Raw genomic sequence first — 13978 nt, 5'->3', positions numbered from 1 at the left:
GAGAATTAAAGGAGAGGAGTGCACAGGGCATGTCGCATATTAATTACAATCACCTTTACTACTTCTGGCATGTCTATAAGGAAGGCTCGGTCGTGGGGGCGGCAGAGGCGCTGTTCCTGACACCGCAAACCATCACGGGGCAAATCAAGGCGCTGGAAGAACGGTTACAGGGCAAACTGTTTAAACGTAAAGGGCGCGGTATTGAACCGAGCGAGTTGGGTGAGCTGGTCTTCCGCTATGCCGACAAAATGTTCACCCTAAGCCAGGAGATGCTGGATATCGTGAACTACCGCAAAGAGTCGAACCTGCTGTTTGATGTTGGCGTGGCAGATGCGCTATCCAAACAGCTGGTTAGCAGCGTGCTGGATGCCGCCGTGGTGGAAGATGAGCCAATCCATCTGCGCTGTTTTGAGTCAACGCACGAAATGCTGCTTGAGCAGCTCAGCCAGCATAAGTTGGATATGATTATCTCCGACTGCCCGATCGATTCTACCCAGCAGGAGGGGTTGTTTTCGGTGCGAATTGGCGAATGCTGCGTGAGTTTTTGGTGTACTCAGCCATTGCCGGAGAAACCCTTTCCTGCCTGCCTGGAAGAACGTCGATTACTAATCCCAGGGCGTCGCTCGATGCTCGGGCGTAAGCTGCTGAACTGGATCAACTCACAAGGATTGAACGTTGAAATCCTTGGTGAGTTTGATGATGCCGCATTGATGAAAGCGTTTGGGGCAACACATAACGCTATTTTTGTTGCCCCTACTCTGTATTCACATCATTTCTATGCCGATGATTCTATCGTTGAAATTGGACGTGTAGAGAATGTGATGGAGGAATATCAGGTAATGCTGCCAACTTACTGATTTAGTGTATGATGGTGATTTTAAGGTGCTTGCGTGGCTTCCATTTCCATCAGATGTCCCACTTGTTCAGCTACCGAAGGCGTCGTGCGTAACGGTAAAAGCACTGCCGGACATCAGCGCTATCTCTGCTCTCACTGCCGTAAAACATGGCAAATCAGCTTCACTTACACCGCCTCTCAACCCGGTACACATCAGAAAATCATTGATATGGCTATGAATGGGGTTGGGTGCCGTGCCAGTGCCCGCATTATGGGCGTTGGCCTCAACACGATTTTACGGCACTTAAAAAACTCAGGCCGGAGCCGGTAACATCGCGCATACAACCGGGCAGTGACGTCATTGTCTGCGCGGAAATGGACGAACAGTGGGGCTACGTCGGGGCTAAATCATGTCAGCGCTGGTTATTTTACGCCTATGACAGGATGCGCAGGACGGTGGTGGCACACGTCTTTGGTGAGCGTACTCTGGCCACACTGGAGCGTCTTCTGGAGCTGCTGTCGGTCTTTGATGTGGTGGTATGGATGACGGATGGCTGGCCGCTTTATGAATCACGCCTGAAGGGAAAGCTGCACGTTATCAGCAAGCGTTACACTCAGCGCATTGAGCGACATAACCTGAATCTGAGACAACATCTGGCAAGGCTGGGACGGAAGTCACTGTCGTTCTCAAAATCGCTGGAGCTGCATGACAAGGTCATCGGGCATTATCTGAACATAAAACACTATCAGTAAGTTGGAGTCATTACCGAATATCACGCCATATTCGCGGAAAGAATGATCCAGCATCCGGCGGTGCAGCGTATTTGCAAGAAAGATTATACAGAGTTATTTTCAAATCCTATCCGGTAAGATAAAAAGCTAAAATTGACATCATTATTTCTCAGTGAGAATTAATGATGTCAATTTAGCGTAATGTGATTTCTGATTTTCCTTTGCAGTGGTTAACGTGAAATGGTTCTAATCACTAACTCATTGTAAGGGAACATTATGGCACAGAGCTATTATTCACAGGCGGGTAACTTTACCAGCAGCCTGCAAGCAGAAGTTGACGTTCGTACAGGGTTGTATAAATGTAATTTCCCCATTCTGAATGTTACCGGAAATCACGGTATTGGTCCGGTTCAGAATATTACGCTAAGCTATTCTCCTTTAGATACGCTCAATCGCGGATTTGGCCAGGGGTGGGGGTTAGGGCTTAGTTATTACGATAAAAGTAACAGTTTGCTAGTTACCGCGAATGGCGACCAGTATAAGGTTGTTGAAAATACGACGTCGGTAATGATTCAGCAAAACAAGCTTGAAAACATTAAATTTGAGAAATTCACCGATCACTACAAATTAATTTATAAAAGTGGGGTAGTGGAAATCCTAAGCTCACCGACTAGCGTGAATAACGTTAAGGTTCCGGTGACGATTTACTCTCCACTGGGGCGAGCATTGCAGCTTCAGTGGGATTTAAGCGGCGAATTCCCACGGGTGCTGAGCATTCAGGACGAAGAAAATACGCTGCTCAACATTAGCTACAGCGGTTTTACTACTATCACCGTATGGCCTTCTTCTATTGAAGAAAAGGTCATTCATGTTATGCAAAGCAACCAGCAGCTGACCTCATTCAGTATTATCCAGGATAGCGATAGCCCGGTCTGGAGTCTTGAGTATCATACCGTTGGTGGCAACAATCTGCTTCATGGCATCACCACGCCTTCTGGCATGTCGGAATCTGTCACCTACGTTGCTAATCAGATTAAATTCCCCAGCGCCGCAGGACAAACCTCGCTTCCGCGCGTAACCATACATACGCGATTCCCCGGTGCTCAACAGCCCGCTATTCGCCGTACCTATCAGTATTCTACAAATAACTACTTAGGCTATGGGTTATCCGCGCCGTGGTCCAATAGTTCAGATTACCTCTACAATAATACGACAAATTACCTTTACTGGGGCGAAGAGCGTCTGACCGACGGTGAAGAGTTGATCGTTACCCGCAGGACGTTTGATAATTTCCACCTGCTGCGCGAAGAAAAAACGACTCAGAATGACAGTCAAAAGCTGACTACCGCAGACTACTACGCGATTTCTGGCGCCACTTATGATAATCAGCCAGATAACTTTTTGTGCCAGAAAAGTAAGGTTGTTACCTATAGCAATGCCGTAACGAATGAAGCACGCTCAGAAACGACTACCTATGAGTACAGCCTTGATGGCAACCTGTTAAGCCAAATAGAACCTGATGGAAAAACCACCACGTGGGAATATTTTCCTGCCATTGGCGGAGCCGAATGTCCTGCGGATCCACACGGCTTTTGTCGTTATATCAAATCCGAAACGGTAACGCCGGCAGAGACCGAGTTCGATACGCCGGTCAAAGCGAAGCATTACACCTATATCAGTATCCCGACCGCAGCAGGTGCCCAGGAAGTGTTGGCACACGCCGTAGTACAAAATACTGTGCTCTCTACTGCTGATAAAAAAGTACTGTTACAGGTGTCTCAGGAGTATTTAGCTGACAGCGGCTCTCCTTATTATGGACAGGTGATCCGCAGCATCATCAGTAAGGCCGGTGTTGAAGGTGGCGAGCTGGATTATGTGTCAGCGGAAGAAACAACATGGGGAACTGACGGTATCTACGCTACCCGGAAGGTAACCTACAAGCCTTTTGATTATGACTATGATGGTACAAATCATACTTCAATGACCGTCAAATATTATCCTCTGTCGCTTAAAGAGTATATTGTCACCGATACGGAAGGAAATACCACTGAATATTATTATGACGTACAGGATCGCCTGACGAAAAGTATCAAAAATAGACTTTCGATCTACGAGACAAATCTTGATTATACTTATCAGATGGAAGAGGTTGAGCCTGAATCAGGTGTTTTTGTTCCGGTAATGACTATTCAGGATGAAAAGGGAAATATCTCTAAAAATATCTATGATGGTTTGGGTAATATTATCCGTCAGGACAAGCTGCTTAATGATGTCTGGACCGTTATTCTTGAGCGGAAATATGATTCTTTTGGCCGTGAATATTATAATGAACGTCGTGATCGATTGAATGATGTTGATGCACTGGTTTCACAAAATATGGTGTTCAACGACTGGGGTATGGTCAAATCTATTCAATATAATGACGGTCACTTTGAATATAATGACTATGACCCGATCACCATGCAGTCAACGCTTTGGCAGGAATCTGACACCGAGGCAACGGCCAGTACCGTCACGCAGTATGACGTTAACGGTGTTGTCACTTCGCAGTGGAAAATTAATTCGCTGGGTCAAAATATCGGCGTTAAAAACTATCACTATGATGGTTTAGCGCAGCTGAGAAGCATTGTCGATGATGCCGGCGTATTTCTTACCTATGACTATGACAGCTATGGCCGCGTTACCCACACTACCCTTGCCGACGGTACCACCGTTCGTAAAGTTTATGCTGGGCATACTAATGAAAAATTGATTACGCATATTTATGCCGACGATCGCCTGTTAGGAGAACAAACATTTGATGGTCTTGGCCGTCTGAAAACATCGACGGTGGCAAACCGTACCCAGCAGTTTGCATACGAACTCGATAAATCCTGCCCATACTGGACGCTGACACAGGATGGCCAGGAACTCCAGTATGAATACATTACCGAGCTGGGTAATGTGGTCAGAAGCGTGAAAGATAAAGACTCGCTGATTCTTCAGGAAATGACCTATGATCCGGTCAGCGGCGACCTGCTTACCGGGGTGAATGCGGAAGGCATTAAATTCGTTAACACCTATAATAATGACTCAACGCTGGCGACGGAAACCTTTACCGATAATGGTCGAACAGTTTCCACCAACTATACATTCTCAGGGAATGGTATTCTGCTGGATTATGTTGGCGTTGATAACAATAACCGTCATTCAGCGTTTAACGCACTTGGACAGTGTCTGAGTATTACCGAAGGTAATATTAAGCTCGATAATGAGTTTGATACGCTAGGCCGCATCAAAAAAATTACCACCACCGACAGCCAGTTCTCCTCTGTTTCTACGATGGAAATTCATTACGATGAATTCTCTCGTGAATGGATGCGAAGCTTTAGCTGCGGCGGACAAAATCGCAGCGTTGAACAGCTTTATTACCCTGACGACAGCCTGAAAACGCGTATCACCCTTAAGGGCGAAACGGTGCTGCTCCGGGAAGAGTATGCCTATACCAGCCGTAATCAGCTTTATACCTATTCGGCAACGGGTGAGCAATTACCGGTCGATAAATTTGGCAATAAGATTACCAACCAGGTCTATACCTATGACGGTTTAGGGAATATTAAAGATATTACCACCACCTTTGCTGATGGCGAAAACTTTACCGAATATCATTATGACCTTAATGACCCGTGCCAGCTTAAACGTGTTGCTAATAGCCATGATGCGTATCCGAAAGAAACGTTGCTGGAATATGATTTAGCCGGTCGCCTGACCACCAATGAAGTGGGCAACACGTTAACGTATGATGCTTTAGGACGTCTGCAGCAGATTTTGAGCGGTGTGAAAATTATTGCCACGTACCATTATGATGCCATGGATCGTATGGTACGCCAGCTCGCACAGGATGGTGGCAATACCCAACTGTATTATCGTGAAGGTAGCGTTGTTTCTCAGTATAACGAGGATAATGCCGTTAGCACCGAATTTGTCAAAGTGGCCAATACGATGCTTGCCAGAAAAGACAATACAAATTCTCAGCTTTATCTGAGCGATTTTAAAGGTACGCCACTAAGTCAGGTTGATTCGCAAAGCAAGTCGATTGCGGATACCGGTTTTACCGCCTTTGGCGCGAGCGCTAATAATACGTTACCAGCGTGGAGCCCGGCATTTAATGGCCAGGTCAGGGACCCTGTCACCGGATACTATCATTTAGGCAGCGGCTATCGTGCCTACAACCCGGAATTAATGCGCTTTAATACGCCGGACAGTTGGTCACCGTTTGGCGAAGGTGGGATCAACCCTTATGCCTATTGCCGTAACGATCCGATTAACTTTATCGACCCAACGGGTCATATCAGCTGGCAGGCGGGCGTTAGCATTGGCTTTAGTATCTTAAGCCTGCTTCTCACCATATTTACCGCAGGGGCGTCAATTATTGTTGAGGGCGGGATTATGGCGGCAATCGCTTCAGCCCGAGCGGCAAGTCTAATATTCGGCGCTGTAAGCGTAGTGGGAGATGTAGCGTCCATTACCTCTAAAGCGCTTGAAGAAACGAATCCTGATGTGGCGAACGCGTTTTCATGGGTGTCCAAAACCTGTTCTGTTATTAGTTTTGGTAGCGTCGTGCCAAAAGTGCTTGGCTATATTAAACAAGCACCTGAAACGGTTCTTGATACATGGTCTAAGGTTCGCGGGAGAACCGGGTCCTATTCGGTAACAAAGATTCATGATGCCCGGAGTCTGATGGTCAGAACCGCCGATCGCTATATGAAAGTGACGGATTCAACCGCCTTCAGTATTGGCTATCATGCGTTAACTGGCGGCACCAAAACCGGTATCAAAATTTATGATTACGTCAGTCAGAAGAAAGAGGATACGACATCAGGGCAGGCCGGTACTGATACGCCGACCACGGATATCACCAATAATACGCTGACCAGTACCAGCGATCTGAAATCATCTACCGTTGAAAACTTTTACGCATCCAGTAATGGGATGCAGGCGGGTGAAGATTCTGGTTTGGGGGCGTTGTATTCCGCCCAAAAAAATACCCTGACGGATTCACTGACACCGCTGAACACTCAGTTAAAAAATACTGGGGTCAGACTGGTTAATGAAAATAGCCTGATGCCGTGGGCTTCAACAGTATCCACTAAGATTTAAATCATAATACTAAGGCTAATGATATTAGTCATTAGCCTTTAATATTAATGGAGGTTTATATTATTGATATTAAATTATTCTTTAGTTAGTGGAGGTTAGCATTTTCCACATTCTTATAAATGATTTCGCAAACTAAATATTAAGGAACCATAGCAATGAAAAAATTTGAATATGTTAGTTATGTTGATGTTAACCTGCCTACTGGAAAAGGCCAGTCAACAGTATATGCAAATAGCTGGGATGATGAGCGTGTCGGTGATGCAGCGCAGGTTACTATTATTTTCGTGGTAACAAATAGAAACTATGAGCAAGTTATTTTAACTGAAAAAGAAATTAAAGAGTGTGTTTTTCTTGGCGATTATCACACGGGGGAAATTTTCCAACCGACTACTGCCGTGTATTGGGATCGGTGGGCAGTAGATGTTGATTCGGTGGTTGTTAATACTCAGGCGGCTGTAAACGCTGGTGTAGTTTATCAATCTATTACCTATAATCTTCGTTCTAGAGGCTATCATACAATTTCACATACCTGCGCTGCCGTGCTTACACCAGATGGTGGTGAGTCTATCGTGACAAGCTGTAAAGGCACCCAGTTTGATAGTGGCGTCACGGTAACGCCGCTGCCAGCTATATGGTATGACTATTCTGATCTTGATTATACCCGCGTTGATACACAGAATAAGACCGTTGGGAATTATGTGGTCGATCAAGATAATTATTATGTTTCGATTCCTAATGGTACGATTTCTGACAGCTCTTCATCATCCGGGAATGCGGATATATTTGTTAAAGCTAAAGCGGATGTAAACCCACCAATCTATCAAATTGTTTTTAAAGTGGGAGCGGAAGGGACATATAATTTAAAACTGGATAATGGAGATATTATCCCTCTTCCTTACAATCAACGTTATGGTCAACTATGCCTTACTCGAGTATCTATTGAGAATTGTACAGTCAGCAGTCCATTCTCAGATGAAATTAAAGTGACGGCTTATGACCCATATCAGAATGTGGCGTATTTAGCGTTTTCACCAAAAGATAATAACAACACTATTTCTATGTCTAATGCTTAATTAAGGGATTTATCATGGCTGCTTATTTTTCATATCTTTCCTATTTGAATGTGTCACTTCGTTCCAACTCTGACGTAGGCCTGATTTATGCTAATGGCCGTAACCAGGTTCAGGTGATGGTTAATTTTATTGCCCTGGATGATAAAGGGGAACAGGTTTTTCTGGATTATGATCAAATGATGACTAGTTTGTCGTTATGTGACTATTACTCTCGGGCTCCTATTGCCAATGGCTGGGTTGCCACTGAGAACTACGGTGATTTTCTTTCGGATGGTATTTTATTAGATCACGCATCAAGCTATACCGCTATTGCTAAAGAGCAAAAGAAGGAACCTTTATCTGCATTAAAATCGGGCCTTGACGGTTATCTTTTACCACAAAGCTATTGTTTCTGGGTTTCTGCAGAAAACAACGTTACCACTGCAAAATCTTTTGCAGTGGCCATGAGTGATAATGCTGGAACCACCTATGATACTGCGATTAATGGCAACTTTGAATCGTTTATTCTCCTTGAACCTATTGCCGAAAAATCATATGTGATGGACGATATGTTTTTATCACCGGATGCATATATTGAATATAATTCTGATGGTACGGTTCAGAAACGCAGTAACTTTTTCTCTTTTAAAAATCCTAAGTTACTTATTAAAAAAGTTGAGGGCATGACTGAGGATGTGGATCCATACTACGAGACACTTATTTGTTCTAGTTTTTCCCTATGGAATGCGACATTGAGATATGCCTATCTTGATGGGTATCGGAGTGGCAATAATCTTTATATCTTTACTGCAGATGGTACGAAACATACATATTCTAGAAATGAGCGTAAAGGATATTTGTGCTTCAGCTTGGTTGATTTAGAACATCAAAGTGAGGTTCCTGTGACTCATAACCCAGTCGATATTACTGTTTATGACCAATATGGAAACAAAGGGCATTTTAATGTCGATGTTAACAGTCCCTCAGCTGAAGTCATGAAAATTGTTATTAAAGATGTCTGACATTGACGGGCATATCAAAAGAGCCTTTTGATATTAGCTGCCTGCACAATATTTTTTCTTTTCGTTAATCCCCTAAGTAAAGCACGCCTGGTATGGTGTGCTTTTTTACGTTACATCGTATGTCGGACAGCTGGAGTGGTTTCGCCATGAGGCAAGGCGAGTCAGAGTCGCTTCACTGGTGGATCTAGCAGCTACCGATCGATTTCTTTGTCCGCTGTTTTTATACAGGCATAAAAAAACCCGCTTTATGCGGGTTTTTTCACAAAGCTGATAACAAGCAGGCGATTAAGCCAGTTTGTTGATCTGTGCAGTCAGGTTTGCTTTATGACGTGCAGCTTTGTTTTTGTGGATCAGACCTTTAGCAGCCTGACGGTCCACGATTGGTTGCATTTCGTTAAATGCTTTCAGTGCAGTAGCTTTGTCGCCAGCTTCGATAGCTGCGTATACTTTCTTGATGAAAGTACGCATCATAGAGCGACGGCTAGCGTTGTGTTTGCGAGCCTTTTCAGACTGAACGGCGCGCTTCTTAGCTGATTTGATATTAGCCAAGGCCAACTCCCAAATGTGTTCTATATGGACAATTCAAAGGCCGAGGAATATGCCCGTTTAGCCTTCTTTTGTCAATGGATTTGTGCAAATAAGCGCCGTTAATTTGACAACGCTGCATTACGTATTGATGGCGCAGGATTCTACCAGCTTGTGGGCAACGAATACAGTCTTTCTGGCACAAAAATCACGCATGTCGGCCATATTTTCTTACCTTTCCAGCGGATGCTGATGAAAACATTCCTTCTTTCCGCCGTCAGGCGTAATCGCGGGTTAACGTGGCGGGTTGTACAAGGTATACTCTGACGATTTTCACTCTTTTGAGCCAGACATGAAGCTGATACGCGGCATACATAATCTCAGTCAGGCACCACATGGGTGCGTACTGACCATTGGTAATTTCGACGGTGTGCATCGCGGGCATCAGGCGTTGCTGCAAGGCTTACGTGCCGAGGGCAGAGCGCGCGGTTTGCCTGTGGTGGTGATGATTTTCGAACCGCAGCCGCTGGAGCTTTTCGCGGCTGACAAGGCCCCGGCCCGCTTGACGCGGCTGCGTGAAAAACTGCGTTATCTGGCCGAGAGTGGAGTGGACTACGTCCTCTGCGTGCGCTTTGACCGTCGCTTTGCGGCGCTGACCGCGCAGGACTTTATCAGCGAACTGCTGGTTAAGCGCCTGGGGGTGCAGTTCCTCGCCGTCGGCGATGATTTCCGCTTCGGCGCTGGTCGTCAGGGCGATTTCTTGTTATTACAGAAGGCTGGCGCAGAGTTTGGTTTCGATATCACCAGTACCGAAACCTTCTGCCACGGTGGCGTGCGCATCAGCAGCACCGCGGTGCGTCAGGCGCTGGCTGAGGATAACCTCGAACAGGCCGAAAGCCTTCTGGGCCATCCGTTTATCATCTCCGGGCGCGTGGTGCACGGCGATGAACTGGGCCGAACCATCGGTTTCCCGACGGCGAATTTACCGCTGCGTCGTCAGGTGTCCCCGGTAAAAGGGGTCTATGCGGTGGAAGTGATGGGGCTGGGTGATAAGCCCCTGCCGGGCGTGGCAAACATTGGTACGCGCCCGACCGTTGCTGGCGTTCGCCAGCAGCTAGAAGTGCATTTGCTCGACGTTGTAATGGACCTTTACGGTCGCCATATAGATGTAGTGCTGCGTAAAAAAATACGCAACGAACAGCGATTCGCCTCGCTGGATGAACTAAAAGCGCAGATTGCGCGTGATGAATTAACGGCCCGCGAGTTTTTTGGGCTTTCAAACCCGGCTTAAATGCCTACGTAAATATACGGAACCGAGAATCTGATGAGTGACTATAAATCAACCCTGAATTTGCCGGAAACAGGGTTCCCGATGCGCGGCGATCTCGCCAAGCGTGAACCGGGAATGCTGGCGCGTTGGACTGATGATGACCTGTACGGCATCATTCGTGCAGCCAAAAAAGGCAAAAAGACGTTCATTCTGCATGATGGCCCTCCATATGCGAATGGCAACATTCATATTGGTCACTCGGTTAACAAGATTCTGAAAGACATTATCGTGAAGTCCAAAGGACTTTCCGGTTATGACTCTCCGTACGTGCCGGGTTGGGACTGTCACGGCCTGCCTATCGAGCTGAAAGTTGAGCAGGAATTTGGCAAGCCGGGCGAGAAATTTACCGCTGCCGAATTCCGCGCGAAGTGCCGTGAATACGCCGCAACGCAGGTTGATGGTCAACGTACCGACTTCATCCGTCTGGGCGTGCTGGGCGATTGGCAGAAGCCATACCTGACTATGGACTTCAAAACCGAAGCCAACATCATTCGTGCGCTGGGCAAAATCGTTGCTAACGGCCACTTGCACAAAGGCGCGAAGCCAGTGCACTGGTGCGTTGACTGCCGTTCTGCGCTGGCGGAAGCGGAAGTTGAGTATTACGACAAAACCTCCCCGTCTATCGACGTGGCGTTCCACGCTGTCGATCAGGATGCGGTAAAAGCGAAATTTGGTGCCGCCAACGTGACCGGCCCAATCTCGCTGGTTATTTGGACCACCACTCCGTGGACCCTGCCAGCGAACCGCGCTATCTCTCTGGCGCCTGATTTCGACTATGCGCTGGTGCAGGTAGACGGCCAGGCGCTGATTCTGGCAAGCGACCTCGTTGAGAGCGTAATGAAGCGCATCGGCGTGAGCGACTACACCATTCTGGGCACCGTCAAAGGTGCCGAGCTGGAACTGCTGCGCTTCACCCATCCGTTCATGGGCTTCGACGTTCCAGCTATTCTGGGCGACCACGTGACGCTGGATGCCGGTACCGGTGCGGTACATACCGCCGGTGGCCACGGCCCTGACGACTATGTGATCAGCCAGAAATACGGTCTGGAAATTGCTAACCCGGTTGGCCCTGATGGCGCTTACCTGGCGGGTACCTACCCAGAGCTGGACGGTGTGAACGTCTTCAAAGCTAACGATAAAATCGTTGCGCTGCTGGCTGAAAAAGGCGCGCTGCTGCACGTTGAAAAAATGCAGCACAGCTACCCATGCTGCTGGCGTCACAAGTCACCGATCATCTTCCGTGCGACCCCGCAGTGGTTCGTCAGCATGGATAAAAAAGGCCTGCGTATTCAGTCTCTCAAAGAGATCGACCGCATTGAGCAGGAAGGCCTGGCGAAAGAAGATCTGAGTGGCTGGATCCCGGCCTGGGGTAAAGCACGTATCGAATCCATGGTCGCAAACCGTCCTGACTGGTGTATCTCCCGTCAGCGTACCTGGGGCGTACCAATGGCGCTGTTCGTGCATAAAGACACCGAAGAGCTGCACCCGCGCACCACCGAGCTGATGGAAGCGGTAGCCAAGTACGTTGAGAAAGACGGTATTCAGGCGTGGTGGGATCTCGACCCGCGTGAAATCCTCGGCGACGACGCAGACAACTACGTAAAAGTGCCAGATACCCTGGACGTGTGGTTCGATTCCGGTTCAACCAGCTACTCCGTTGTGGATGCGCGCCCTGAGTTCGGCGGTCATTCTGCGGACATGTATCTGGAAGGTTCTGACCAGCACCGTGGCTGGTTCATGTCCTCCCTGATGATTAGCGTTGCCATGAAAGGCAAAGCGCCGTATCGCCAGGTACTGACCCACGGCTTCACCGTCGATGGTCAGGGCCGTAAGATGTCTAAATCTATCGGTAACACCGTTTCTCCGCAGGACGTGATGAACAAACTGGGCGCGGATATCCTGCGTCTGTGGGTGGCATCAACCGACTACACCGGTGAAATGGCGGTATCGGATGAAATCCTGAAACGTGCTGCCGACAGCTATCGTCGTATCCGTAACACCGCGCGCTTCCTGCTGGCGAACCTTAACGGTTTCGATCCGCTGAAAGACATGGTGAAACCGGAAGATATGGTGGTGCTGGATCGTTGGGCCGTAGGTTGCGCTCAGGAAGCGCAGGCTGACATCATGAAAGCCTACGAATCCTATGACTTCCACGAAGTGGTACAGCGCCTGATGCGCTTCTGCTCCGTCGAAATGGGCTCGTTCTACCTCGACATCATCAAAGACCGCCAGTACACCGCGAAAGCGGACAGCGTGGCGCGTCGTAGCTGCCAGACTGCGCTGTACCATATCGCAGAAGCGCTGGTTCGCTGGATGGCGCCAATCATGTCCTTCACCGCTGACGAAATCTGGGGCTACCTGCCAGGTAACCGCGAGAAGTATGTCTTCACCGGCGAGTGGTACGAAGGTCTGTTTGGCCTGGCCGACAGCGAAGCGATGAACGATGCGTTCTGGGAAGAACTGCTGCAGGTTCGTGGCGAAGTGAACAAGGTCATCGAGCAGGCGCGTGCTGATAAGAAAGTCGGTGGTTCTCTGGAAGCGGCAGTGACCCTGTACGCCCAGCCGGAACTGGCGGCTAAGCTGAACGCGCTCGGCGACGAATTACGATTTGTCCTGTTGACCTCCGGGGCGACCGTTGCGGATTATGAAGCGGCAACCGCTGATGCCCAGCAGAGCGAACTGCTGAAAGGGCTGAAAGTGGCGCTGAATAAAGCCGAAGGCGAGAAGTGCCCGCGTTGCTGGCACTACACTCAGGACGTCGGTAAGGTGGCGGAACACGCAGAAATCTGCGGACGCTGTGTGAGCAACGTGGCCGGTGACGGCGAAAAACGTAAGTTTGCCTGATGAGTAAATCGATTTGTTCAACAGGGCTACGCTGGCTGTGGCTGGTTGTAGCCGTGCTGATTATCGATCTGGGCAGCAAATACCTGATCCTCCAGAACTTTGCTCTGGGGGAGACGGTTTCGCTGTTCCCGTCGCTTAATCTGCATTATGCGCGTAACTATGGCGCGGCGTTTAGCTTCCTGGCCGACAGCGGCGGTTGGCAGCGCTGGTTCTTTGCGGGTATCGCTATCGGTATCTGTATTGCGCTGGCGGTGCTGATGTATCGCTCTAAGGCCACGCAAAAGCTGAACAACATTGCCTACGCGCTGATTATTGGCGGCGCGCTGGGTAACCTGTTCGACCGTCTGTGGCACGGCTTCGTTGTCGACATGATCGATTTCTACGTCGGCGACTGGCACTTTGCCACCTTCAACCTGGCCGATACCGCAATCTGTATTGGTGCTGCGCTGATCGTGCTGGAAGGTTTCCTGCCGAAAAAGCAGGCGTAATCAAATAAGCG

The 13978-nt window shown here is 48.3% G+C and carries 8 protein-coding genes and 2 pseudogenes; 9 read left to right on the top strand and 1 reads right to left on the bottom strand.

What is annotated here, in order from left to right:
- Nucleotides 1-29: 29 nt before the first annotated feature.
- The 6 genes and pseudogenes from nhaR (MY052_RS20405) to MY052_RS20380 form a co-directional block, all read left to right on the top strand.
- A pseudogene (gene nhaR / locus MY052_RS20405) lies at nucleotides 30-842 on the top strand (transcriptional activator NhaR); the annotation flags it as partial.
- Between the two features lie 48 nt (nucleotides 843-890).
- A protein-coding gene (locus tag MY052_RS20400) for an IS1 family transposase (RefSeq protein ID WP_248537139.1) occupies nucleotides 891-1588 on the top strand; the annotation gives its coding sequence in 2 pieces (ribosomal slippage) (nucleotides 891-1140 and nucleotides 1140-1588; 699 coding nt in all).
- A gap of 6 nt (nucleotides 1589-1594) precedes the next feature.
- A pseudogene (gene nhaR / locus MY052_RS20395) lies at nucleotides 1595-1705 on the top strand (transcriptional activator NhaR); the annotation flags it as partial.
- A 138-nt stretch (nucleotides 1706-1843) separates the two neighbouring features.
- Nucleotides 1844-6706 carry an RHS repeat domain-containing protein gene (locus MY052_RS20390; RefSeq protein WP_248537746.1) on the top strand — a complete coding sequence of 1621 codons (4863 nt, stop codon included), beginning with the start codon at nucleotides 1844-1846 and terminating at the stop codon, nucleotides 6704-6706.
- 155 nt (nucleotides 6707-6861) lie between these two features.
- A complete protein-coding gene (locus tag MY052_RS20385; protein WP_202216521.1) occupies nucleotides 6862-7779 on the top strand; it encodes a hypothetical protein in 918 nt (305 codons plus the stop codon).
- A gap of 14 nt (nucleotides 7780-7793) precedes the next feature.
- Nucleotides 7794-8780: a hypothetical protein gene (locus tag MY052_RS20380; protein ID WP_248537745.1), complete on the top strand. Its 987-nt coding sequence runs from the start codon at nucleotides 7794-7796 to the stop codon at nucleotides 8778-8780.
- 285 nt (nucleotides 8781-9065) lie between these two features.
- On the opposite strand, the gene rpsT is transcribed toward MY052_RS20380, so the two are convergent.
- On the bottom strand, nucleotides 9066-9329 hold the full coding sequence (gene rpsT, locus MY052_RS20375) for a 30S ribosomal protein S20 (RefSeq protein ID WP_003018940.1): 264 nt from the start codon (nucleotides 9327-9329) through the stop codon (nucleotides 9066-9068).
- Between the two features lie 328 nt (nucleotides 9330-9657).
- Between rpsT and ribF the strand changes: the two genes are divergently transcribed.
- From ribF to lspA, 3 genes are read left to right on the top strand one after another with little or no spacing between them, the layout of a single operon-like run.
- The gene (gene ribF, locus MY052_RS20365; protein ID WP_035894917.1) at nucleotides 9658-10596 is read left to right on the top strand and encodes a bifunctional riboflavin kinase/FAD synthetase; all 939 of its coding nucleotides are present in this window, start codon (nucleotides 9658-9660) and stop codon (nucleotides 10594-10596) included.
- Nucleotides 10597-10629: 33 nt separating this feature from the next.
- Entirely contained in the window at nucleotides 10630-13479 is a 2850-nt protein-coding gene (gene ileS / locus MY052_RS20360) for an isoleucine--tRNA ligase (RefSeq protein ID WP_248537744.1), read from the top strand.
- Entirely contained in the window at nucleotides 13479-13967 is a 489-nt protein-coding gene (gene lspA, locus MY052_RS20355) for a signal peptidase II (RefSeq protein WP_035894915.1), read from the top strand. Before ileS ends, lspA begins: the two co-directional genes overlap by 1 nt.
- The last annotated feature ends 11 nt before the right edge of the window (nucleotides 13968-13978 follow it).

Origin of the sequence: Kluyvera ascorbata, from assembly GCF_023195735.1 — a bacterium.
In the GTDB taxonomy this organism is placed as follows: Bacteria; Pseudomonadota; Gammaproteobacteria; order Enterobacterales; family Enterobacteriaceae; genus Kluyvera; species Kluyvera ascorbata.
Note: the sequence above shows the minus strand (reverse complement) of the source record. Positions and strands in the feature narration are given on the sequence as shown.

Bases quoted from the DNA above. Each gene is read 5' to 3' on its own strand.
- MY052_RS20390 (WP_248537746.1), top strand. From the start codon at position 1,844: ATGGCACAGAGCTATTATTCACAGGCGGGTAACTTTACCAGCAGCCTG.
- MY052_RS20385 (WP_202216521.1), top strand. From the start codon at position 6,862: ATGAAAAAATTTGAATATGTTAGTTATGTTGATGTTAACCTGCCTACT.
- MY052_RS20380 (WP_248537745.1), top strand. From the start codon at position 7,794: ATGGCTGCTTATTTTTCATATCTTTCCTATTTGAATGTGTCACTTCGT.
- ribF (WP_035894917.1), top strand. From the start codon at position 9,658: ATGAAGCTGATACGCGGCATACATAATCTCAGTCAGGCACCACATGGG.
- ileS (WP_248537744.1), top strand. From the start codon at position 10,630: ATGAGTGACTATAAATCAACCCTGAATTTGCCGGAAACAGGGTTCCCG.
- lspA (WP_035894915.1), top strand. From the start codon at position 13,479: ATGAGTAAATCGATTTGTTCAACAGGGCTACGCTGGCTGTGGCTGGTT.